At 64.5% G+C, this 23,013-nt stretch carries 21 protein-coding genes; 9 read left to right on the plus strand and 12 right to left on the minus strand.

All coding sequences use genetic code 11. The annotated features are described in order from the left end of the window. Positions 1–9: 9 nt before the first annotated feature. Together MSIMFI_RS10630 and MSIMFI_RS10635 are read right to left on the minus strand one after the other, a co-directional pair. A complete protein-coding gene (locus MSIMFI_RS10630; protein WP_191497175.1) occupies positions 10–1,266 on the minus strand; it encodes a haloacid dehalogenase-like hydrolase in 1,257 nt (418 codons plus the stop codon). Between the two features lie 13 nt (positions 1,267–1,279). Next, entirely contained in the window at positions 1,280–2,503 is a 1,224-nt protein-coding gene (locus MSIMFI_RS10635) for an MCE family protein (protein ID WP_191497176.1), read from the minus strand. A gap of 19 nt (positions 2,504–2,522) precedes the next feature. Here MSIMFI_RS10635 and MSIMFI_RS10640 point away from each other — a divergent pair, with 19 nt between their 5' ends. The 3 genes from MSIMFI_RS10640 to purM all read left to right on the plus strand — a co-directional run bounded on the left by MSIMFI_RS10640 (position 2,523) and on the right by purM (position 5,763). Further along, positions 2,523–2,912 carry a sterol carrier family protein gene (locus MSIMFI_RS10640; RefSeq protein WP_191497177.1) on the plus strand — a complete coding sequence of 130 codons (390 nt, stop codon included), beginning with the start codon at positions 2,523–2,525 and terminating at the stop codon, positions 2,910–2,912. A gap of 138 nt (positions 2,913–3,050) precedes the next feature. Next, complete coding sequence (gene purF / locus MSIMFI_RS10645) at positions 3,051–4,577, plus strand: amidophosphoribosyltransferase (protein WP_186244768.1); 1,527 nt, start codon at positions 3,051–3,053, stop codon at positions 4,575–4,577. A gap of 82 nt (positions 4,578–4,659) precedes the next feature. Beyond that, a complete protein-coding gene (gene purM, locus MSIMFI_RS10650; protein ID WP_191498124.1) occupies positions 4,660–5,763 on the plus strand; it encodes a phosphoribosylformylglycinamidine cyclo-ligase in 1,104 nt (367 codons plus the stop codon). Positions 5,764–5,791: 28 nt separating this feature from the next. On the opposite strand, the gene MSIMFI_RS10655 is transcribed toward purM, so the two are convergent. Both MSIMFI_RS10655 and ygfZ read right to left on the minus strand, forming a co-directional pair. Further along, on the minus strand, positions 5,792–5,986 hold the full coding sequence (locus tag MSIMFI_RS10655) for a DUF3073 domain-containing protein (RefSeq protein WP_186244767.1): 195 nt from the start codon (positions 5,984–5,986) through the stop codon (positions 5,792–5,794). A 135-nt stretch (positions 5,987–6,121) separates the two neighbouring features. Continuing rightward, positions 6,122–7,225, minus strand: a complete 1,104-nt coding sequence (gene ygfZ, locus MSIMFI_RS10660) for a CAF17-like 4Fe-4S cluster assembly/insertion protein YgfZ (protein WP_191497178.1) — start codon at positions 7,223–7,225, stop codon at positions 6,122–6,124. A gap of 179 nt (positions 7,226–7,404) precedes the next feature. On the opposite strand from ygfZ, the gene MSIMFI_RS10665 reads away from it, so the two are divergent. Continuing rightward, a complete protein-coding gene (locus tag MSIMFI_RS10665) occupies positions 7,405–8,286 on the plus strand; it encodes an aminodeoxychorismate lyase (RefSeq protein WP_191498125.1) in 882 nt (293 codons plus the stop codon). A gap of 250 nt (positions 8,287–8,536) precedes the next feature. Here MSIMFI_RS10665 and MSIMFI_RS10670 read toward each other — a convergent pair whose 3' ends face one another. The 6 genes from MSIMFI_RS10670 to lmeA all read right to left on the minus strand — a co-directional run bounded on the left by MSIMFI_RS10670 (position 8,537) and on the right by lmeA (position 15,675). Beyond that, complete coding sequence (locus MSIMFI_RS10670; RefSeq protein WP_191497179.1) at positions 8,537–10,057, minus strand: sensor domain-containing protein; 1,521 nt, start codon at positions 10,055–10,057, stop codon at positions 8,537–8,539. Between the two features lie 91 nt (positions 10,058–10,148). Further along, positions 10,149–12,527, minus strand: coding sequence for a hypothetical protein (locus tag MSIMFI_RS10675; protein ID WP_191497180.1), 2,379 nt, complete (start codon positions 12,525–12,527; stop codon positions 10,149–10,151). Between the two features lie 115 nt (positions 12,528–12,642). Next, positions 12,643–13,290 (minus strand): FABP family protein, encoded by a 648-nt coding sequence (locus MSIMFI_RS10680; RefSeq protein ID WP_186244763.1) that lies wholly within the window; start codon positions 13,288–13,290, stop codon positions 12,643–12,645. A gap of 150 nt (positions 13,291–13,440) precedes the next feature. Further along, a complete protein-coding gene (locus MSIMFI_RS10685) occupies positions 13,441–13,743 on the minus strand; it encodes a DUF1416 domain-containing protein (protein ID WP_191497181.1) in 303 nt (100 codons plus the stop codon). Position 13,744: 1 nt separating this feature from the next. Next, the gene (locus MSIMFI_RS10690; RefSeq protein ID WP_191497182.1) at positions 13,745–14,578 is read right to left on the minus strand and encodes a sulfurtransferase; all 834 of its coding nucleotides are present in this window, start codon (positions 14,576–14,578) and stop codon (positions 13,745–13,747) included. A 284-nt stretch (positions 14,579–14,862) separates the two neighbouring features. After that, positions 14,863–15,675 (minus strand): mannan chain length control protein LmeA, encoded by an 813-nt coding sequence (gene lmeA, locus MSIMFI_RS10695; RefSeq protein WP_191497183.1) that lies wholly within the window; start codon positions 15,673–15,675, stop codon positions 14,863–14,865. Between the two features lie 378 nt (positions 15,676–16,053). On the opposite strand from lmeA, the gene MSIMFI_RS10700 reads away from it, so the two are divergent. From MSIMFI_RS10700 to pstB, 5 genes are all read left to right on the plus strand, one after another. Next, entirely contained in the window at positions 16,054–16,824 is a 771-nt protein-coding gene (locus MSIMFI_RS10700) for a winged helix-turn-helix transcriptional regulator (RefSeq protein WP_191498126.1), read from the plus strand. Further along, entirely contained in the window at positions 16,821–17,732 is a 912-nt protein-coding gene (gene mshD, locus MSIMFI_RS10705) for a mycothiol synthase (RefSeq protein ID WP_191497184.1), read from the plus strand. The genes MSIMFI_RS10700 and mshD overlap by 4 nt, the downstream gene beginning before the upstream one ends. 144 nt (positions 17,733–17,876) lie before the next feature. Continuing rightward, positions 17,877–18,968, plus strand: a complete 1,092-nt coding sequence (pstS, locus tag MSIMFI_RS10710; RefSeq protein ID WP_191498127.1) for a phosphate ABC transporter substrate-binding protein PstS — start codon at positions 17,877–17,879, stop codon at positions 18,966–18,968. 4 nt (positions 18,969–18,972) lie between these two features. After that, positions 18,973–19,170, plus strand: a complete 198-nt coding sequence (locus MSIMFI_RS10715) for a hypothetical protein (RefSeq protein ID WP_191497185.1) — start codon at positions 18,973–18,975, stop codon at positions 19,168–19,170. Further along, a complete protein-coding gene (gene pstB, locus MSIMFI_RS10720) occupies positions 19,171–19,947 on the plus strand; it encodes a phosphate ABC transporter ATP-binding protein PstB (protein WP_191497186.1) in 777 nt (258 codons plus the stop codon). Positions 19,948–19,989: 42 nt separating this feature from the next. On the opposite strand, the gene phoU is transcribed toward pstB, so the two are convergent. Continuing rightward, positions 19,990–20,667: a phosphate signaling complex protein PhoU gene (phoU, locus tag MSIMFI_RS10725; RefSeq protein ID WP_191497187.1), complete on the minus strand. Its 678-nt coding sequence runs from the start codon at positions 20,665–20,667 to the stop codon at positions 19,990–19,992. Between the two features lie 54 nt (positions 20,668–20,721). Then, entirely contained in the window at positions 20,722–22,896 is a 2,175-nt protein-coding gene (locus MSIMFI_RS10730; RefSeq protein ID WP_224770149.1) for an LCP family protein, read from the minus strand. Between the last annotated feature and the right edge of the window lie 117 nt (positions 22,897–23,013).

A 23,013-nucleotide genomic window follows, 5' to 3' on the forward strand; every position in this document is an offset into this window, starting at 1 on the left:
GCGTCACAGTCAGTACACCCGGTCGGGCTGGTCGGCGACGACGCTGCCGTCCGGTAGCAGCAGCGGTCCCTGGCCGCCATCGGGCACGTCGAAACCCTGGGTAGCACACGGATACGGCGGGCTCATCGGAAGCGGCTCGATGAATGTCGGGTTCACCAGCCATCGGCCGTCGGAGTTGGAATAGGCCCGGCACATCAGCTCGATCTGGTTCCGATTGAGAACCAGCCGCAATGCGGTGGCGTCCGAGATGAAGGTCACATCGCCGTCGGAGTCGCCTGCGCCGAACGCCTGGCGCCGCTCCTGCGGCAGCTGCTGGAATGCCGCCGCGCCCGGCGCGCCGAACACCTGCTCGTTGACCCGGCAGCGTTTGCCTTCGTTGTAGGGGATCGATGGCTCACCGCCGCACATTGCTAGACGCGCCGTCAGAACGTCACCATCGTGTTCGGTGCGAACACCCATCACGCGGTCGGCGGCGATACCGACGTCAGCGGCCCAAAGCCGGACGATCGGCTCGGCGGATGCGGAGACGACGCGCACGTCGAATCCATTGGCCTGCAGGGTTGCGACGAGATCCCGCATCTGTGCGTAATAACGCACCCAGCCGACCTGGTGGGATGTGCCGACCGTCTGCTCAGCCTTCTCGGGGGCGTCCAGGTTTTCCTGCCGGGCCGCTGCGGCGAATCCGGTTACCTCCGCGTCGCTCCAGCCGGCCAGCAGTTGCGCTCCCCAGGCATCGGAGGGTTGCATGCGGCGATGATTGAAGTTGCCGAACGCCGTTGCCCCTGAGCGGGTCTCGCGGTTGGTGTACACCGACACCAGCTCGTCCGCACATCCAGTGTTGGCGCCGGTGGGCAACGGCTGGCCGGGATCGGCGAGTTCACCACATGCGGCGGCCAGCGCAGCAGCGGCTGGTGGTGTCAGGTATGCGCTGGTGGTGGTCCAATCCCGGTTGGCGGGTTGACGGATTTTGGAGTTGCGCACCATCCAGAAGAATGTCGCGTTCCCGATGTCGTTTCGCACCATCGTGTTGTCCCAGTCGAACAACGCCAAAGGGGCGCCGCTGGTGACGGATCCGGCTTTACCGCAGGTCCCCAGTTGCCTAATCATGCCGTCAATCCGGTCGCGATTATCCCCATACCATCCGGGATCGGCGGCCAGGGTCCGGCAGCCCGCGCTGGGCGTACCCGGGTGTGCGCCGGTGCAGCCGGTGAGCGCCAGCACGCCCGCAACCACAGCCGCGAGCGTCCGCGAAGGCGACAGTGTCATGGATTTCCCTCGGTTAGGGGTTGATGGTGTTGTCACCCACCTGCCGACCCCATACATAGTCGAGAACCAGCGGTGACGGAAGTTCGAAGTGGTTGTATGGCGCCAGGCTGGCGCCAACGTCCATCACCAGAAGCGGCGCCGGCCACAAGTCGCGGGTGATTTCCTTCCAGCAGCCCGGTCGCCCGCCGGGTCCCCCCCTCGCATTGACCCGGGGCAGATTCTCCGGATAGACATATGGGTTTGTCGCTCCCGTGATGCTGCCTGAAGCCGCGCCCAGTGAGTAGCCGTTGTCACCGCCGACGGCGGCATGGACGCGGGGTGCCACGTCGTGGTAGTTGCGGATGGTGCACAAGATTTCGGGACTGTACTCGTCGAGCAGCTGGCTCGTGGGGACCAGGTCGGCGGCCCCACGCGCCAGGTATGGCCCGCCGCGCCCGAACACGTCGGAGCCGGTATTGCCCAATCCGGCCGCCGCTAGCAACGCCGTATCCAAGTCGCCTCGCCGCTTGTTGACGGACTGTGCCGTGGGCACCGCGTGGTTGAGCGCATCCCATAGGTCGGGTGCGGCGTCGGCGTAGATGTCACCCAGAGCCGCCAGCTGCGCAATGTCGTGGCGGGCTTGCGGCATCCGTGGGTTAACCTGATCGAGGCTTGCGTTGCCGTTGAGCACGGCGGCGCCGAACTTGTCGCCCAGCCCGCTCAGGGCCTCAGCGGCCGCGCTGAGCGTCAGATTGACTTTGACCGGATCGACTTTCTCGGTGATCGAGGTCAGCGTCTGGAACAACGTATTGAACTCCGTTGTCACCCTTGTCGCATCGATCATCGTCGACGATGTGACGTGTTGTGGTGCAGGGTTTTCCGGCGATTTTGGGGATGTCAGGGCCACATACTTGTTTCCGAAGACGGTGGTGGCCTTGATTTCGGCCGCCACATTGGCCGGAATCGAGCTGAGGTACTTCGGATCCACGTCCAGCACCAGCTGCGCCATCGGCACGCCGTTGGGCGCAACCTCCGAAATGTTGGCCACCCGGCCGATCTGCACGCCGTTGTAGGTGACCTTCGCTCCCGGATCCGTCACCAAGCCGGCCCGCGGAGCTCTCATCGTCAAGTGCGCCTTCGGGGTGAAATTCCCCCGAAACTGCCAATACAAGGCCGTGCCGGCGAGCAGCAACACCATCAGCGCAATCAGCCCGATGGTCCGGTAAGGTGGCCGCCTTCCCCGACGGCGACGCTCCATGATTCTGAGACCCTAAGGTATGGGCGCCCGCGACAAGGCCGATCCGGCAACAACTCGTCACTCCGTGTTGACCATTGCGGACTGGCTACGCGACGAAACCTCTCCGGCGCCCGACCGGGACGCTCTGGCAACGGCGGTGCGGCTCACGGCGCGCACTCTCGCTGCGCTGGCCCCCGGCGCCAGCGTGGAAGTCCGAATCCCACCATTTGTCGCGGTGCAATGCGTGTCCGGGCCTAGGCACACCCGCGGCACCCCGCCCAATGTTGTCGAAACCGATCCGCGGACGTGGCTGTTGCTAGCCACCGGCCTGCTGCGGTTGGCCGAGGCGACGCAGACGGGGGCGTTGACCCTTTCAGGGTCCCGAGCCCGCGAAATCCAACATTGGTTGCCGCTTGTGAATTTGACCTGAACTTGCGGGCTGAGCTGCGGTTTTGTGGTGAATGTGCAGTTTGTCCCATGCAAACACACGAGTTTGATTCGGCGATGGGGCCACAGTGCCCGTAGACTCCGTATCGTCACCAATCGCGCCCCAGGGAGCCGCCAAACCGTGACCGTCCAGCAGCCCGAGCAAGACCTGAACTCGCCCCGGGAAGAGTGTGGTGTATTCGGGGTCTGGGCCCCCGGTGAAGATGTCGCCAAGCTCACCTACTACGGCCTGTACGCGTTGCAGCATCGTGGCCAGGAAGCCGCGGGAATCGCGGTCGCCGACGGATCCCAGGTGTTGGTCTTCAAAGACCTCGGCCTGGTCAGCCAGGTGTTCGATGAGCAGACTTTGGCGGCCATGCAGGGCCACGTCGCCATCGGACACTGCCGCTACTCGACCACAGGCGATACAACGTGGGAAAACGCCCAACCCGTGTTCCGCAATACCGCCGCCGGCACCGGGGTTGCGTTGGGACACAACGGGAATCTGGTCAACGCGGCTGCCCTGGCGGCCCGCGCCCGCGATGCGGGTTTGATCGCCACGCGCTGCCCGGCCCCGGCGACAACGGACTCTGACATCCTCGGCGCGCTGCTGGCCCATGGCGCGGCCGATTCCACCCTGGAGCAGGCGGCGCTGGAATTGCTGCCGACAGTGCGCGGAGCGTTCTGCCTGACGTTCATGGACGAAACCACGTTGTATGCCTGCCGCGATCCACATGGGGTCCGGCCGCTGTCGCTGGGACGGCTGGATCGGGGCTGGGTGGTGGCCTCCGAAACGGCCGCGCTCGACATCGTCGGCGCTTCGTTCGTTCGCGACATCGAGCCCGGGGAATTGCTGGCGATCGATGCCGACGGGGTGCGATCCACGCGGTTCGCCAACCCCACGCCGAAGGGCTGCGTCTTCGAATACGTTTACCTGGCCCGGCCCGACAGCACGATCGCCGGCCGGTCGGTGCACGCCTCTCGGCTGGAGATCGGCCGTCGGTTGGCTCGTGAATGCCCGGTGGACGCCGACCTGGTGATCGGCGTGCCGGAGTCCGGCACCCCGGCCGCGGTTGGGTACGCACAGGAGTCCGGTATTCCCTATGGGCAGGGCTTGATGAAGAACGCCTATGTCGGGCGCACATTCATCCAGCCGTCACAGACGATCCGTCAGCTCGGCATCCGGCTGAAGCTGAACCCGCTCAAAGAGGTGATCCGCGGCAAGCGGCTCATCGTCGTCGACGACTCAATCGTGCGGGGCAACACCCAGCGCGCCCTACTGCGAATGCTGCGCGAGGCCGGTGCCCTCGAAGTGCATGTGCGAATCGCCTCACCGCCGGTGAAGTGGCCATGCTTCTACGGCATCGACTTCCCGTCGCCGGCTGAGTTGATCGCCAACGCAGTCGAAGACGAGGGGGAGATGCTCGAGGCGGTCCGGCATGCCATCAACGCCGATACGTTGGGCTACATTTCGTTGCGTGGTCTGATCGCCGCGACCGAGCAACCCGCCTCACGGTTATGCACGGCCTGCTTCGACGGCGCGTACCCGATCGAGCTGCCCGGCGAGACCGCACTGGGCAAGAACGTCATCGAGCACATGCTCGCTAATGCGGCTCGCGGTGCCTCACTGGGCGATCTGGCCGCCGATGAAGTCCCAGTTCGGCACTGACCGACGGCTGCCGTAAGCAGTCGGTATGACTGCACCGGCTGCTGATACCGGCGGTGCGCGCGGCCCGGTAGCCTTTATCGCGATGACGGATCCCCTAGATAGCCCTGAAAGCTCCGGACGAAGTTTCAGCAACCAGGGCATCACCTACGCCTCGGCCGGGGTGGATATTGAAGCCGGTGACCGTGCTGTCGAGTTGTTCAAGCCGTTGGCCACCAAGGCCACCAGACCTGAGGTGCGCGGTGGGCTAGGCGGATTCGCCGGATTGTTCGCCCTGCGCGGCGGCTATCGCGAACCCGTGCTTGCGGCCTCCACTGACGGTGTTGGCACGAAGCTGGCGGTGGCACAAGCGATGGACAAGCACGACACCGTCGGCCTCGACCTGGTCGCCATGGTGGTAGATGACCTGGTGGTCTGCGGCGCCGAGCCGCTGTTCCTACAGGACTACATCGCCGTCGGCCGAACCGTGCCTGAGCGACTGAGCGCGATCGTCAGCGGCATCGCCGAAGGCTGCGTGCGGGCAGGCTGTGCACTGCTGGGCGGCGAGACCGCCGAACACCCTGGCTTGATGGAGCCGGATCATTACGATCTCTCGGCCACCGGCGTCGGCGTTGTCGAGGCCGACAATATCCTCGGGCCGGACCGCGTCAAACCCGGCGACGTCATTCTCGCGATGGGATCGTCCGGTCTACATTCCAACGGCTACTCGCTGGCCCGCGCCGTCCTGCTCGACATCGACCGGATGAACCTCGCTGGATACGTGGAGGAGTTCGGGCGCACCCTGGGCGAAGAACTGCTGGAGCCCACTGTCATCTACGCCAAGGACTGCCTGGCGCTGGCTGCCGAGACCCATGTCCGCACGTTTTGCCATGTCACCGGCGGTGGGTTGGCGGGCAACCTGGCGCGTGTCATCCCCCATGGGCTGGTTGCCGAGGTGGACCGCGGCACGTGGACGCCGGCCCCGGTGTTCGCCATGATTGCGCAGCGCGGCCGGGTCACGCGGGCCGAGATGGAAAAGACGTTCAATATGGGCGTAGGCATGATCGCCGTGGTCGCCCCTGAAGACACCGACCGCGCCTTGGCGATACTGACCGCGCGGCACCTGAACTGCTGGGTTTTGGGGACCGTCTGCAAAGGCGGAAAAGCAGGCCCGCGAGCCAAATTGGTCGGGCAGCACCCGAGATTTTAAGAACCGGCCCTAAAGTGGGCAATCAGTTCTAGCGGCGCCAGTCGTCCTCGTCGTACCAAGCGTCATCGGGGCCCTTATCGTCGGAGCCGTCCACCCGGTCGGATTCGTCGGTGCTCGTCCCTGACAGCTCGCGTTGAAGCCGCTGGAAGTCGGTCTGGGGGGAGCTGTATTTCAGTTCTCGAGCAACCTTGGTCTGCTTTGCCTTAGCCCGGCCGCGGCCCATGGGGGGACCCCCTCGCGAAATAACGGAGCGGCCTACGAGGAGGCGGCTCCGATCTCTTAGTGTCGTTATTGTCCTGCCGACAGTTTACCGTGCCTCACGGGTAGGCGTGGGTGCGGCCTGCCTGCCGTGTGGACGCTATCGGTTTTGGCCTCGCAACCGCTCGACGGCCAGTCGTCCGGCACCGACGTCGTCGGCGGGTGGCAACGACTCGGTGTCGATTACGGCGGCGACGTCAGCTTCCGGGCCTGTCATCAACTCGGTGTCCGCCGGCAACCCCCTCTTGACCAGGGCTAATGCCACCGGCCCCAGGTCGATGTGCTCGACCACCGTTCCCAGCCGTCCGACTGTGCGACCGCCAGCCAGGACCGCGTCACCCGTGGACGGCCGATCGACCGACCCATCGAGGTGCAACAACACCAGCATTCGGGGCGGCCTTCCCAGGTTGTGCACCCGGGCGACGGTCTCCTGCCCGCGATAGCAGCCTTTGTCGAGATGGACCGCGCCTTCACCCGGACCGCCGATCCAACCCACCTCGTGGGGAATGGTGCGTTCGTCGGTGTCCACGCCTAGTCGCGGACGCCGCGCGGCCACCCGGTGGGCTACTCGGTGAGCTTCATAGGCCCATATCCCCGCCGGTCGTACGCCCGCCCGCGTCAGGCGCAGCTGCAAGTCAGCCCAATCACCGCGCGGTAGCAGCAGGTCCAGTTCTACTTGGCCGGCGGACGAGCCCGGCATCCGGCGCACAAAACCGCGATCCAGCGGCACCGCCGTCGTCTCCGCAGGCAGCGAAGCCAAACCCAGTGCGTCGAGCAGCGGCCGGTCCGCCAGCCGGGGGCCCAGGAGCGACAGCACCGCGATGTCCGCGCTGCCTGGAGTGACGTCGGACCAGAACACCATCTTGCGGAGGTAGTCCAGCAGCGGTTGACCCCGCCAGGGCTCGGTATCGAGGTAAGTGGTGCCCCCCAGCTCGGTTTGCATCCAGTGGTCCTCGACTCGGCCCTGGCCGTCGAGACTGAGATTCTGTGTGCTGGCGCCTTCCGGCAGTGCGCTGACGTGTTGTGTGGAGATGCTGTGCAGCCACGTCTGCCGGTCGCCTCCGGTCAGCGTGATTACGGCTCGATGCGAGCGGTCCACCAGCACGGCATCGGCTTCGGCGGCCCGCTGCTCGCCCAGTGGATCGCCATAGTGCCAGATCGCACCCGCGTCGGGTCCAGGCTCTGGGGCGGGGACTGCAGTCACACAACAACTCTACGGAGCTTTGCCCGTCGAGCGTGACGCCAGCGTCACGTTGGGCGGCGAACGTCACGCCAGCGTCGCGTTGGGCGGTAACGTGTCGCGGTCTGATGGTGGCGACCCGCTGCGCCCGGCCAAGGCCGCGCTTGCGATCGCCACGGTTAGGCTGCTCACTCATGGCTGGTGTGGTGGTCACGCTCGACGGTGAGATCCTCGAGACGGAAACACCCCTGTTGCACGCCGATGACCTAGCCGCGGTACGAGGCGATGGCGTCTTCGAGACGCTGCTGGTGCGCGACGGCGCCGCCTGCCTGGTGGAGCCGCACCTGCAGCGGCTGACTCAATCTGCCAAATTGATGGATCTGCCGGAACCGGACCTCCGCAGCTGGCGGCACGCGATCGACGTGGCCACACGGCGCTGGGTAAGGGGTACGGGTGACGAAGGTGCGATGCGACTGATCTACAGCCGCGGTCGCGAGAGCGGGTCGGCGCCGACCGGCCCGACCGCTTATGTGATGGTCAACCCCGTCCCAGAGCGGGTGGCTACGGTCCGACGCGATGGCGTATCGGCGATCACGCTGAATCGAGGGTTGCCGGCCGTCGGTGTCGACGCGATGCCTTGGTTGATGGCCGGCGCCAAAACACTGTCTTACGCAGTGAACATGGCCGTGCTGCGCCACGCCGACCGGCAGGGCGCCGGCGACGTCATTTTCGTCAGCTCGGACGGCTACATATTGGAAGGCCCGCGTTCGACGGTGGTGATCGCCGCCGACAGTGAAGACGGGGTCGGCGGCAACCCCTGTCTGTTGACGCCGCCGCCGTGGTACCCGATTCTGCGGGGCACCACACAACAGGCGCTGTTCGAGGTCGCCCGCGCCAAGGGGTACGACTGCGACTACCGAGCGCTGCGGATCGCGGATCTCCTTGAGGCCCAGGGAATCTGGTTGATATCAAGCATGACCCTCGCCGCCCGCGTGCATACACTCGACGGCCGGCGATTACCGCGTGCCCCGTTCGCCGCGGCCTTCGCCGAGCTGGTGGACGCTGCCATCGTCAGTGATCGCTGAGACCACGAATTCTGTTGTGGGTGACCCGGAGTGCGGGTACGGTCGGCCCTACACAGGGAAGGAGGTGGTCCGCGAAATTGATAACTTCATGGACATGTGAGGTGGCTGCGCGCTAGCGGCAGTAGCTCGGAAGAGCTGGCGACAACGCGCGCTGGCGAATTCCCCGCAGCCACCCGGCCCCCGAGTTCCGGTCTGTCCCACCGGCCAAAAGCGCTCGGGGGCCGTTCCATGTCGCAAGACCGATAAGCGACTACTTCTTGGCCTTGTTGCCCATCTGCTCGGCAATCTTGCCGGCTCCGTCGGTGATATCCGGCCCGCACGCCTGGACGTCAATGACGACATCATCCACTGCGCTCAGCGCATGCTGGCAGGTCCGGCCGTTGCCGTCGGCCCGCGTGCGCACTTGCGTGATCGTCGGTGCGCCCCCGGTAACCTCCCCGACGTTCCACTCGACCGGCTTGCCCGAGCTGGTGAACGTGACGGTCTGGTTGGCGCACGCCCGCCATCTTTCAGCCGACGCCTCGACAAACGCGCGGGCCTTGTCGGCCGACGGGAAGATTGCCGCGGCTTGGACCACTTGGTGACCCGCGTCGCTTCCCGTGGTCTTGAGCGCCTCGCTGCGCATTGCGGTGGGGCCGTAGGGCCGATACAGGCTCTCCTCGAGCGGCTCGAAAGTCCCCAGGCAGTCCGGGTTTGACAGTGTTCCATGCTGCGCGTGCAACTGGTCGCCGCGCCCTGAGGATTGCATGTTCGGGTCGCCCAGTATGGTGCCGATCTCTTGAGCGCTGAGGAGGACCGACTCGACGCGTGACGACGAGGCCGGCGCCGCTGCCGCTGAACCGTCCGGCTTTGCAGCCGGCTTCTGCCCGCCCCCTCCCTGAGTGGCGAAGACCGCGATCAGCACGATCGCCACGACGGCGGCCAGGGCGGCACCGCCGATGATCAGCAGCCGCTTGTTCGATCCACCGCCGGCCGTGGCACTTGCCGGCGTCGCCGAGACGCGTTGCCCCGCGGGTGGGCGCGGCGGGGTTGGCGGCGCGGTGCCTGCGCCCGCCGGCGGCTGCGGTTCAGTCTTGGCGGCTGGTGTCGGCGACGGGCCCGCCGCCGGTTTGCCTTTCGCGTCGATCTCGGCCAGCACGTTGTCGATTTCACTTCGAGTGCGGTAGGTGACGTCGTGCCGCATTCGCAGCATGCGCAGCAGTTGGGCGATGTCGCTTCGCGCGCTGGGGTCGTCGCCGTCCTCATCGAGTCCGGATCGCAGTTCCACCAACAATTGGAGCTGCTGCTGCGGGCTGAGTTCCTTCTCCGACAGGGTGTTGCCCAACCGCATGATGTAGCCGAACGGCACCGGTGGCTCATCCGGCAGCGGCGACGGAAGCGGCCCAGCCTTGTCGCGCAGCGCATGGATTGCGGTGACCAGTTGAATGCCGGCATCAACGGTCGGTTTCTGGTAGTCGATGATTTGCAGCGTCGAGACGGGATTGACGCGGACGCTGTCGACCGGCCCCACCTTGACGGGAAGGATCGGCCGATTCAGCGCCTGCGCATAGCGCAACTCCGCCTGACTGGGCTTGGACTGTAGCCAGTTGTTAGACAGCGCGACGATGAATACCTCACAGGACCGGATCTGCTCCAGGATCGCGTTCCACCACGCGTCGCCACCGCCTAACTCCTGGTCGAACCAGACTTGCTGCTGAGCACGCTTCAGCGCGGTCGTCAGGGCTTCGAGCGACGACCTGTCTTGGCTCGAGTAGCTGATGAATATGGCCATACTTGGTCTCCTCAACTGAGGCACATGAGCTAACACGGCGAATCCGTGCTGCGACGGTAGCGCATGGCGCTATCCACAGCAATCGGGTCGATCAGCTATCAGCCGCTGTTGGTGCGTGGGCGTCTGCGGGCGGATGAAATTCCGCGTAACGCTCGACGAACTCTTTACCGGGAACCGGCCATTGTTCGCCGTCAGCGCCGCGCACCACCCAGTCGCCATCGGCCGCCACCGTGGGACCCTCGAGCGTGTTGATCGTTTCGCCCGCAAGCGCTGGCCGCGCTTGGACCCGCCCTTTTCTGCGCCACTTCCCGTCCCCGACGGGCTCATAGGTGTCGCGGAAGATATCGTCGCGCACCGACCAAAGTTTTCCGTCTGCGTGTACCGCCCAGTCCCCGGCGTTGGCCGTCATGGTGTGCCCTGAATCGGACTTCCACGTCCATGGAGCGCTTCGCTGTTCCGCGATGACGGTTCCCACCCTGGTGAACGACTGCCACAGGGGACGTGATCGATAGCCGAGTTGACGCAGGCTCCACAGCGTGGCTGCCAAACTGCGCACCGCGGCGTTGAGCAGATCCGGATTGCTTTCAACCACAGACCAATCCACCAGCTTGTCGTGAATCTTGCGCGAGTCATCACGGGGCGTGCCATATTTCCAGCCGTTGCGGCGGTAGTAGCGGCACCAGTCTTCGTGTTCTGCCTTCGCCATGCTCAGCGCGGAGTAGTGGTCGAAGCCCATGAGAGCGAGCTGCTCCAGCGGCGGCGAAACCGCCATGTCGCTGCCAGACAGCTGTGCCGGGGGGCTGCCCCAAGTGTTCCAGGTGTGTCCGGCGATCTGTTCAACCATCCACAACGCATTGCGCACCTGACGCCGGTTCGACCCGCGATAGAACTCGTCGAGCTCGATCCACGGCACCGCCGCCGGACCCCGTGGCCAACTCGGGTCGATCGTCGCGACATAACGCTCGTGGATCAGCCTGGCCGCGCGTTCCCAAGCATCCTGGATCTGGCCTTCCCGGGTGTCCAGTGCCAGGCTGTAGGTCTGCAGTAGGCCGACGATCTGCGACGAATCCTCGTCGGCCGCATGGGCGTTGAGATCCCAGGCGTAGACCGGCATGTCGGGGAAGCGCGCGGCTAACCTGGTACCCGTCGTCGAGGCATTGCTATCGACCAGAATCACGGCGCTCGTTAGCGGGTCAACATCGCCGAGCAGACGCAGCATGGTCGGGACCGTCGGCCCTTCCGTCACCGCGTCGATCGTCGGTCCGTCCGACGCGAATCCGGCTTGCTGCCGGTAAAATTCGTGATCTTCCAGGTACTCGTCGGCGTTTCGTTCGACCAGGGTCAGCGCCGGCAACGGGGGCTCTCCGGGTGGGCTGTAGAAGTCGCGTTCCAGGGCGCGACGGGTTAGGTCCGCGCACAAAGCAAGCGTCAATTGCGAAGTGCCGCAGACGAACACACGTTGAATGGTCCTTGCTGCGATGATGCTGTCGAGTAGCCGGCCGGCGGTTATCTCGTACTTGCCGACCACATCGGCCGCCCATCGGGTGTCGGATCCGCCGAATTGTTGGGCACGCCACGCCTCGGCCAACCACGGGTCATCGATGCGCACGATGAGGGGTAACCGCTGTTTGGTGCCGACCTCGGCCAGTCGACGGCTGATCAGGTCCAGCCACAACAGGTTGGTCGCCGGATCGGGCGCCATCAGATACAAACGTCCGAGGTGGCGCCACAGTCGCAGCGACACCAGGCTCGACGGCGTGTTGAAATCCACCAACACCACCCGGGCACCCTGCCTGCGTGCCCGCTGTACGCGGTCGTCGCCGGCGCTGGTGATGACGACCAACGTGCTGCGTCGGTCCAGGGTGCGCGCGACGCCACTGATGATTGATTGGGTGTCGTTGTCGATGCCCACGATTGCGGTGACGGAGTCGGCGATGTTTGCCCGGAGCCGGTCCACCTGGGACCGGAATACGCCGACCACGACGCCGCCCAAGCCGGTGAAGATTGCCGCCAACGCCGCTATCCGTGCCAGCTCCAGCCCGACCGGAGTTGGGTTGGGGCAGGTTCGTCCGCTCAGCGAATAGTCGCCAATGCCGCCCTTGACCAGCTGGGCGGTTGCCATCAGCGGGGTGAAAAACGCTGGATGGTTTGCGTCGTGACACCACCAATACGAGCTAAGGCCCAGCACCGCGCTCATCGTGATGAGGACTGCAATCACGGTGAACGAAACGCCCACCAATCGGTGGCTGCCGTTCGATCGAAAGGTCAGCACACACACCGCGATCAGCACGACCACCACAATCACGAGCGTTAGCATCGACCCCGGACGCCCGAACCACGCCAGCCACGACGGCAGAACGTCGAGGATACGAGGTTGTAGAGCCAGCGCGGCAAGGTAGCCGAGCAACACCAGCCCAATGGCGGATACGGTCCACCGCGCCACGGGCGGAGTTGTCCTGGTACGCGGCATCCGTCGACTTCCTTTCGTCGGACATCGGCTGCTCGGACGTCGAACAGTAAGCAGAATCATCGGCCGAAGGCAACACCGACCGGGCTGGGCGAGGGCTACGCCAGGGCTGGGCCGGCTATCCGACGAACCGGGACAGTCGCGCCGAGAGATGCGGCACCAGTCCGCCGTCGGCATCCACGCGTTCCTCGACATAGGCGAGGTCTCCGCCCTCGACGATGCCGTAGAGCCGTTTTGCCCCGCCGACCAGCACGCCTGACCGACTCCGGGCCAGCGCGTCGGTCACCAACTCCCACGACGACTGGGTACGCGGCCGCCCGTAGAACAACTCGACGTAACCGGCCGAATGGGCCAACAGCAGCTCGATCGCCTGGGACTCGCTCGGGTCGTCGGGATCGGCGACGAAACGCCAGTAGCCCGTCTCACGCAGACCCGGTTCCTGATAGTCACCCGACTCGCTGAGCCGCCACGAGCGGGCTTCCCAATTCAGATAGTCGCCGCCGTCGTGCGACACGACAATCTGTTGGCCGAATCGGTAGTCGCCGTCGGGGCCGCGGCCCTCGCCTTCGCCGCGCCATACACCGACCAGCGGCAGCAGTGCCAGCAGCGCGTCGTTCAGGTTGGCGCCCTCGCGCAGGTTCGCGGTGTCGGTGGGGACCGGCAAGTCGTCGAAGGCGGGGATATTGCGCGCGGCAGTCAACTTGGCACGTTCGGCCGCAGCAGCCACGGCACGGTCACCGGAACCTGCGGGATCGTCTGAGGTCACGACTCGTCGGTGATAAGCCGATACAGCGCATACAGCGCGAACCACGCGATGACCACGGTCGCTAGGACCAGCATGATCTCGAAGAACAGCACCACGGCGACGAGTCTATTCGCCGGAGAGGGCTTCCGGGGACCGGCCGGCCGTAGCCAGTCAGGCGATCTTGACGTCTACCTCGTGGATGCCGGCGCCCGAAGGCTTCACAACGGCGTCGCCGTTGCCGGCCGCCGACAACGCGCGCAGGGTCCAAGATCCCGGCGCGGCGAAGAACCGGAAATCACCGGTGGCCGACGCGACGACTTCAGCCGTGAACTCATCGGACGAGTCCAGCAGGCGCACGAACGCGCCGCCGATGGCTTGCCCGTCGCGATCCACGACGCGGCCGGTGATCACCGTTTCCTTCTCCAGATCGACGCTGGCGGGCAACGTCAGTCCTTGCTTTGGCGCAGAGCACATATCAGCTTCCCAACTCGATCGGGGCACCCACGAGGGAGCCGTATTCCGTCCAACTGCCGTCGTAGTTCTTGACATTCCTATGCCCGAGCAATTCCTGCAGAACGAACCAGGTGTGCGATGACCGTTCCCCGATTCGACAGTAGGCAATCGTTTCCTTGGTGCCGTCCAAGCCGGCGTCGGCGTACAGCTTGGCCAACTCCTCTTCGGACTTGAAGGTGCCATCCTCGTTGGCGGCCTTGCTCCACGGCACATTGATCGCGCCTGGGATGTGCCCGGGCCGCTGGCTTTGTTCCTGCGGTAGGTGCGCGGGCGCCAGGATCTTGCCGGAGAACTCGTCAGGGGAGCGCACGTCTACGAGGTTCTTGACGTTGATGGCGGCGATGACCTCGTCTCGGAACGCCCTAATCGAGTTGTCCGGCGCCGCCGCGGTGTAGGAGGTCGCGGGTCTGCTGACCCGGTCGCTGGACAGCGGGCGTCCGTCGAGCTCCCATTTCTTGCGGCCGCCGTCGAGCAACTTGACCTTGTTATGCCCGTACAGCTTGAAGTACCAGTAGGCGTAGGCCGCGAACCAGTTGTTGTTGCCGCCGTACAGGATCACGGTGTCGTCGTTGGAGATGCCGCGGTCGCTGAGCAACTTGGAGAACTGCTGGGCGTCGACAAAGTCGCGCTTAACCGGGTCTTGCAAATCCGTGCGCCAGTCCAGCTTGATAGCGCCGGCGATGTGGCCGCCGTCGTAAGCGCTAGTGTCTTCGTCAACCTCAACGAAGACGACATCGGCGGCGTCTAGGTTGCTCTCAGCCCAGTCGGCAGAGACCAGGACGTCAGAGCGTGCCATGGTTTCGGTCCTTTCGATTCTTCTGGCTAATGCGTGTAGATGCGCCTGTTGCACGGAACGGGAGACACGTCAGGGTAGGCTCCGAGTGCTGCGTGGGTGGGCGCGGCTAATCAGCGGCTACAGCAACAGCAACAACAACAGCCAGCGATGCGACACAAATCCGCTGTGCGGCGCTTGGTGCGCAAGGGCTGGGTGCGAGCTGACACGTCGGTCAGCTTACCCAATGACATAGTGATCAAGCCAACAGCGGTCGAGGCTGTCCAGCCGAAGCGACCACCCCATCCTCACGACTGCTTGAACTGGTCGAGCGAGACCGTGACCCCGTAGGTGATGCCTTCGATGATGACATCCGAGCCCCGCGCACCCACTGTGTTCGGTGCCACCGCGAACGGTAGCTTTTGGTTCGGCAGCCTGCCGGTGAAGGCGTGCAGTACGGCGTCCCGTTTATCAGCCGGAACGGGTTGGTCCGCGGTGTCCGGCCCGGTCACCACGCCTGTGGGGGTAATCACCAAGGTGGTCTGGTCGTCGGGGGCCATCGAGAGGTCTACCGAGACGCTGACCCGGTGATCGAAGATCGCCGATTTCGGGGTGCCGCTGAACACCAGGCCGTGGCTGCCGGATATCCCTGATTCGGTAGTGCCGCCGGTGGCGTCGTTGCTCTCCTGAGGCGGCGCCTGCACCATCAGGTCGCTAATCCCCAGGTAGCGGCCCAGGTGCGTGGAGTCGATGATGATGCGGCTCTCTAGCTCATGCACCGAGAGCTTGGCATCGGGGCCGATTAGCCACGACGTGTTGGTCAGGTCGATCGAGTGCATGGTGGCCTCGAGAGTGGCGCTGCCGACCGTCGCGTGCTCGACGGCGAAGGCCTTGATTTCCAGCTCGTTGTAGTGGTCACGCATCGCCTGCGTGATGAACGGAAATCCGAGGATTGCGACGAAGGGGTCCGATCCCAGATTTGCCGCCTTGCGCACACTGATCGAGAGCCGGTATTCGGCGTAGATGCTGGCCCCGAAGTCGACGCCGATGGCGCCGATGATGACGACGACGGCGACGATCGTCGCGGCGGTCACACCGATCAGCACCTTGCGCATCCGCATATTGTGGCCTATCAGCGGGCTGGGTCGGCGCTTGGTGAGTTGAGTGTGCGCTGATGGCTTTGAGCGAGCGTCTAGGGAGGAGGAATCGCGGATTTTCCACCCTGTGTGCACACTCAAAGCCGCCGGTTCACAGTCAGCGTTCCGCCCCGGAACGCATCGTCGCAGCGCCCGTTCTGATCGCGCTGCTCCTCAGCGTTCCGCCCCGGAACGCATCGTCGCAGCGCCCGTTCTGATCGCGCTGCTCCTCAGCGTTCCGCCCCGGAACGCATCGTCGCAGCGCCAAAGACCAGGTGGCACGTTATCGTTAGATCAGCTGGCCGCTAACGTCACATAGCGCGATGAATCTGGGAGATGCCTTTCCCACGACGCTGGAGGGGCTTGTTGGAGTTATTACTACTGACCTCGGAGCTGTATCCCGACCCGGTCTTGCCCTCGCTGTCGCTGCTTCCCCACACTGTGCGGACAGCGCCTGCGGAGGCTTCCTCACTGCTGGAGGCGGGAAACGCCGACGCGGTGCTTGTCGACGCGCGCCATGACCTCTCGGCTGCGCGCGGTCTATGCCGTCTGTTGAGCACAGCGGGACGGTCAGCCCCGGTATTGGCGGTGGTGAGCGAAGGCGGGCTGGTGGCGGTCAGCGCGGACTGGGGGCTCGACGAGATATTGCTGCCGACTACCGGGCCCGCCGAGATCGACGCCAGGCTGCGGCTGGTGGTCGGGCGCCGCGGAGGTCTAGCTGACCAGGAAAGCGTGGGCAAGGTGAGCCTGGGCGAGCTGGTGATCGATGAAGGCACCTACACCGCCCGGCTGCGCGGCCGCCCCCTCGACCTCACCTACAAAGAGTTCGAGCTGCTGAAATACCTGGCGCAGCACGCGGGCCGCGTGTTCACTCGCGCGCAGCTGCTGCACGAGGTATGGGGATATGACTTCTTCGGCGGCACAAGGACTGTCGACGTGCATGTACGACGACTGCGTGCCAAACTCGGTCCCGAACATGAAGCGTTGATCGGCACCGTACGCAACGTCGGTTATAAGGCGGTTCGGCCAGCGCGCGGTCGAGCTCCGGTATCAGAATCCGACACCGGCGATGACAGCGAGCCTGAGCGAGATGATTTCCAAGACCCACTGGTCGACCCGTTGCGCAGTCAGTGACAACGCCTAGCTGGCGCTCCGCAATGACCGCCGATGAGCAGCAACGCGTGCGCGAACTGATCACGGCGGCAACCGAATTCGATGGGGTGGCACCTGTTGGGGAACAGGTGCTGCGGGAATTGGGTCACGAACGCACCGAGCATCTGCTGGCCACTGACGCCGACGACGCAATCATCGGCTACCTCAACCTCAGTACGGGCGGTGGCGCGATGGCGGAATTGGTGGTGCATCCGCAGGCCAGACGTCGTGGTATTGGCGCCGGGATGGTACGCGCGGCGTTGGCCAAGTCCGGCGGGCACAACCAGTTCTGGGCGCACGGCACCCTGCCCCCCGCCCAGGCGACCGGGTCCGCGCTCGGTCTGATCCCCGTCCGCGAACTGATGCAAATGCGGCGCCCGCTGCGTGATATCTCCGAACCGGCGATCCCCGACGATCTGCGGGTCCGCACTTACGCGGGCGCATCAGATGATGCCGAGCTGCTGCGGGTCAACAATGCCGCCTTCTCATCTCACCCAGAACAGGGTGGCTGGAGTGAAGTCCAGCTCGCCGAGCGGCGTAGCGAACCGTGGTTCGACCCGGCGGGCTTGTTCCTGGCCTTCGACGCCAGGCCCGACGAACCCGCCAGGCTGCTGGGCTTCCACTGGACCAAAGTGCATAGCGACCACCCGGGCCTGGGTGAGGTTTACGTCTTAGGTGTCGACCCGTCGGCACAGGGTCGCGGTCTGGGTCAGTTGTTGACGTCGATTGGGCTTGCGTCGCTGGCGCGACGGTTGGCAGATGCAGCCGAACCCACCGTGATGCTCTACGTGGAATCCGACAATGCGGCTGCGGTGCGGACCTACCAACGCCTGGGTTTCACGATCTACAGCGTCGACACAGCCTACGCGCTTGCGTCAACGGAAACCTGACCGAAACCAGCCGATGGGCATATCCGGGCATACTTTCCGACTGACCTGGCAATCTCCCTGTGGGAGACGGCCAGCAGCGCCGGCAACCGTCGAGAATGCGGTCGGAAGCGAGATCGGGTGAGGCGCGACACGGTGGGCAGGGCAATGGCGGTGGTTGTTGCGGCGATATGCGGAGGGGTTCTCGCCGCCTGCGGCGGTGACGACAATCGCGGAAACGGCTCCACGGCGATGTCGCCGGCAACCCCCGGCCCGGCGGCTTGTGGGGGCAAAAATTCGTTGACGGCTGAGGGCTCAACCGCGCAACTGAACGCCATCAGGTTGTTCAACCAGGTGTGGGGCCAGGCGTGTCCTGGCAAGAAGGTGTCGTACAACCCAACCGGGTCGGGTGCCGGGCGCGAGCAGTTCATCGCCGGCCATGTCGACTTCGCCGGGTCGGACTCGCCGCTGGTCGCGGCGCAGCTCGATCCGGCTGCCAAGCGGTGCAAGGGCAATGCAGCGTGGGATCTTCCGTTGGTGTTTGGGCCAATTGCATTGGTGTACAACGTGGCTGGTGTGCAAACGTTGATTGTTGATGCTGACGCGGTGGCGAAGATCTTCAGCGGCGCGATTCGAATGTGGAACGATCCGGTATTGGCCGCACTCAATCCTGGTGTGGCGCTGCCCGACAGTAAAATCACACCCATCTACCGCAACGACTCGTCGGGAACCACCGACAACTTTCAGAAGTATCTGACCGCCGCCGCGCCTCAGAGTTGGACCAAAGGTGTTGGCACCGAGTTTCACGGCGGTGTCGGTGAGGGTGTGCAACGGTCAGCTGGTGTGATCCAGGCGGTGCAGACCACCTCGGGTGCGATCGGATACGTCGAGAAGGGCTTCGCCGATCACGCCCGCGTGCCGTTCGCGCAGCTCAACACCGGTAGTGGCGTGGTCCCGCTTACCGATGAAACCGCCCGCAAGGCCGTCGACGCCGTCTCGTTCGCGGCCAGTGGCCATGATCTCGTACTGGAGCTGAACTCGATCTACGGCCTGCAGGAGCCGAATACCTACCCCTTGATGCTGGCCACCTACGAGATCGTGTGCTCCGGCGGATACGAGCCGGACACCGCAGCCGCGATCAAAGCTTTCCTCACCACCGCCGTCAACGACGGCCAAGCCGGCCTCTCTTCGGCCGGTTACGTTCCGTTGCCGGATAAAGTCAAGGCGCGCCTGGTCGCCGCGATCAACGCGATGCAGTGACTGTTTGACCAACGGGATGGCCTCGGCAGACGACAATATCGACGGGATCACTGTGACAACGCCCAACCCAGCAAACGCGGGTGCGGTGAACTTGTGGCCGCGCGCTGCGCTGACTTTGATCTTGGTCGTCGCAACCATCAATATCGGAGCCATGGTGGTCGCGAAGATCTTCGCCCTTAAGAAGTCGTCGGCAGGAGCATAAGTGGCCAAACGGTTGGACCTCAAGGAGGTCAACATCTACTACGGGTCGTTTCACGCGGTCGCTGATGTGTCGCTGTCGGTTCTGCCCCGTAGCGTGACGGCATTCATTGGCGCGTCGGGCTGCGGCAAAACGACGGTGCTTCGCACGCTGAACCGGATGCATGAGGTGATCCCCGGCGCTCGCGTCGATGGCACGGTGCTGCTCGACGATGAAAACATTTACGCACCCGGCATTGACCCGGTCGGGGTACGCCGGGCAATCGGGATGGTGTTTCAACGGCCTAATCCATTCCCAGCGATGTCAATTCGCGACAATGTGGTGGCCGGCCTGAAGCTGCAGGGTGTGCGCAATCGCCAAGTGCTCGACGACACGGCCGAATACTCCCTGCGTGGCGCCAATCTATGGGACGAGGTCAAAGACAGGTTGGACAAGCCGGGCGGCGGATTGTCCGGTGGGCAGCAGCAGCGGCTGTGCATCGCTCGGGCCATCGCCGTGCAACCTGACGTGTTGCTCATGGACGAGCCATGCTCGGCGCTGGACCCCATCTCGACGATGGCGATCGAAGACCTGATCAGTGAATTGAAGCAGGACTACACCATCGTCATCGTCACTCACAACATGCAGCAAGCCGCGCGGGTGAGTGATCAGACGGCGTTCTTCAACCTAGAAGGCGCGGGAAAGCCCGGCCGCCTGGTCGAGATCGACGACACCGAGAAGATCTTCTCCAATCCCACGCAGAAGGCTACTGAGGATTACATCTCCGGCCGCTTTGGCTAAGTGAGCCCCGGCTCGGCGACGAAGCCGAGCGGCTGTAGCTAGCTAGTGCGACGGCCGCGAGGACGGCGCCGTATCGTCCTCGGGGAACCTGCCGGTGGCCTGGAAGATGACACGTCGTGCCACTTCGACGGCATGGTCGGCGAAGCGTTCGTAGAACCGGCCCAGCAACGTAACGTCGACGGCGGCCGCCACACCGTGCTTCCATTCACGATCCATCAGCACGGTAAACAAGTGCCGGTGCAAATCGTCCATCGCGTCGTCTTCTTCGCGGATCCGCGCAGCTTTCTCCGGGTCGCGAGACAGCACCACCTCTTGCGCGCTGCTGCCCAATTCGACTGCGACCCTGCCCATTTCGGCAAAATAGCCATTGACCTCTTCAGGCAATGCGTGCTGGGGATGGCGGCGGCGGGCGATCTTGGCAACGTGGAGGGCCAGCGCACCCATGCGGTCAATGTCGGCCACCATCTGAATGGCGCTGACGATAGATCTGAGGTCACCGGCGACCGGCGCCTGTAAAGCCAGCAGTACGAAGGCACTCTCCTCGGCGCGGGTGCTCAGGCTCGCGATCTTCTCGTGGTCGGAGATCACCTGTTCGGCCAGCACTAGATCGGCCTGCAACAACGCTTGCGTTGCCCGCTCCATGGCGATCCCTGCTAGCCCGCACATCTCGCCGAGCCGCTCGGACAATTCCGAGAGTTGCTCATGGTAGGCGGTCCGCATGGAATAAAGCCTACGTTCTCAACACGCGAAACGCCGCCAAGCGCTGCCCAGGCTCTACTCGCAAGTAGTGTCGGCGGCGTTGGTGACCGTCAGATCTTCGGGGAGTCTGGTCGGAGTTGCGGTGGAGTTGCGGCTTATCTGAACGCTGACCGAGGAGCCGCTAGGCGGGGGCGTGGTCACCGAGCTGAAGTCTGGTCCCAGGACAACCTGAATCACCTGTCCAATTCCGGTAACCCGCTCGACCTTTGAACCGCCGAACGCCGCGGCCACGGTGGCGGCGGCCTGCTCGTTGCCAGGCGCAAAGAACACCGTCGTGGCCTTCAGCGAACTCGGGTAGTCGTCCGGCGTCATCACGTTGAAGCCGTTCCGCCTCAGTTGATTAGCCGCGGTGGTGGCCAGACCGGCAGTGCTGGTGCCGTTGGAGACCTGAACCGTGACCTCTTGCGGCGAGGTCGTTGTCACCTGCTGGCGCTGAGTTTCATTGGTCGGGCTCGCCTGGGGTGTCTTCTTGGTGGTAGTGGGCGCGGTAGTCGGCCCCGATGTTGGGGAGGTCCCCAACGTCTGCGCGTTGTGATCGTTTTCCAGTGGCAGTGGATCATCGTTGATGATCGCGGTGAAAAGTGCCTTCATGTCGGACGTGCGCGGGGGCTCGTCGCCGTTCTGGTCTGTCACACCGGTGGGCACCGTGACGAACGTGACGTGCCCGGCCGCCATGTGCTGCAGTGACCGACCGAGCTCTACCAGGTCTTTGGTCTTGACGTTATCGACGTAGCTGTTGCCGATGAACATATTGACGACGTTGTTGAGCTTGTTCAGGTTCAACAAGGTATCCGCGGAGATCATCGAACGCAGCAGCGACGACAGGAACAACTGCTGGCGTTTGATGCGGCCGTAGTCGCCGTTGCTCTCGGTGGTGACTTGGCGGGCCCGCACATAGTTCAGCGCGGTCGGCCCGTCGATGACTTGGCGTCCGGCGTGATCGAGCACCGTGCCCAATTCGTAGTCCCGCAGCGGAGTGGTGGAGCACACCTCGACGCCGCCAAGTGCCTCGACCATCCGCGCGAAACCGACAAAATCTACGGCGATGAACCGGTTGATGCTCAACCCCGACAGCTTTTGAATGACCTTCACCAGACACTTCGGACCGCCGAAGGAGAACGCCGAATTCAGCTTGGTCTCGGTGTAGACCATCCTGGGACCCATCTTTCCCGTCTTCTCGTCGTAGATGGGTCCGTACTTGCCGGTCTCTGGGTTCCAGGCCTCGCACTGGATCGGGTTGATGGCAAGGTCACGCGGGAACGACACCGCGACAACTCGTTGGCGATTCGCCGGAATGTTGACCAGCATCACGGTGTCCGACCGCGCGCCACCCGCATCCTCGGTGTCGCCGGCGCCGATATTGGCGTTCGCGCCTAAGCGTGAGTCCATTCCGACGATCAAGAAGTTCTCATCGCCGTACTGCGCATTGGGATCGACGATGTCGCCCGAACTCGGGTCGAGCGCGCTTACGATGTTCAGCCGGCTGTTCTTCGACGCGCTCCACTGCCAAGCCCCGCCGGTCAGGGTCAGTGCCAGCACGGCAACCAATGCCGCCAGCGAGCGTCCGGCCAGCAACAGCGGACGGCGGCGGGATTTCGGCGCCGCTGCGCGAGTCTTAGGGGCCTTGGTTACAGCGGACCGACGGATCCGCTTTGTTGACCTGCGAGCCGACGTGGTCTTGCTGGGCTTCTTGGTGTCGCCGTCGATCTCGTCGCCGTGCGGATAGTTGGTCGCCCCGAGGTCGGGCAGCTCCGATTGGAGCTGGAGAGAGTAGGCCGGGATGGGAATGACGTCGGTGTCCTGCCGGTCGTCCGGGTCCTCCGCGTTCACGTCGGACGGCTCTGGGTCTGGTTCAGGGTCCGCGGCGACGCGATGGTGAGTGGGATGGACAGGAACGGGAGCGCCGAGCTTTGCGATCAGTTCGGCGACGCTGACGCCCCCGCCGATGTGGCTTCCGACCCTCGAGGTGTCCTCGGGCTGCTCGGGTTCTTCGGGTTCCTCGGGTTCCTCGGGTGGCGTAGCCGACCATCGGCGCTGATCCGCATCAACCGCGGACGCAGCGAACCGTTCCCACGGCGCGGCGCCTGGCGTTTGCCGCGGTTCTGCGGTAAGCCATTCAGCATCGGCATCGGCAAGGGCGTCCGAGGCGCGCCGACGGCGACGAGTGGCGTCGTGTTCGCCGTCACTCATGTCCTACCGGCCTCCGAAAGTCTGATGCGGACGTCAGTGGTGCTGTGCACAAGCGTGAGCGCAGCGCTATCTGATCAGCGCCGCGCAGTTCCGTAAGGCTCACATCGTACTGACATA

This window comes from Mycobacterium simulans (genome assembly GCF_900232995.1).
GTDB lineage: Bacteria > Actinomycetota > Actinomycetes > Mycobacteriales > Mycobacteriaceae > Mycobacterium > Mycobacterium simulans.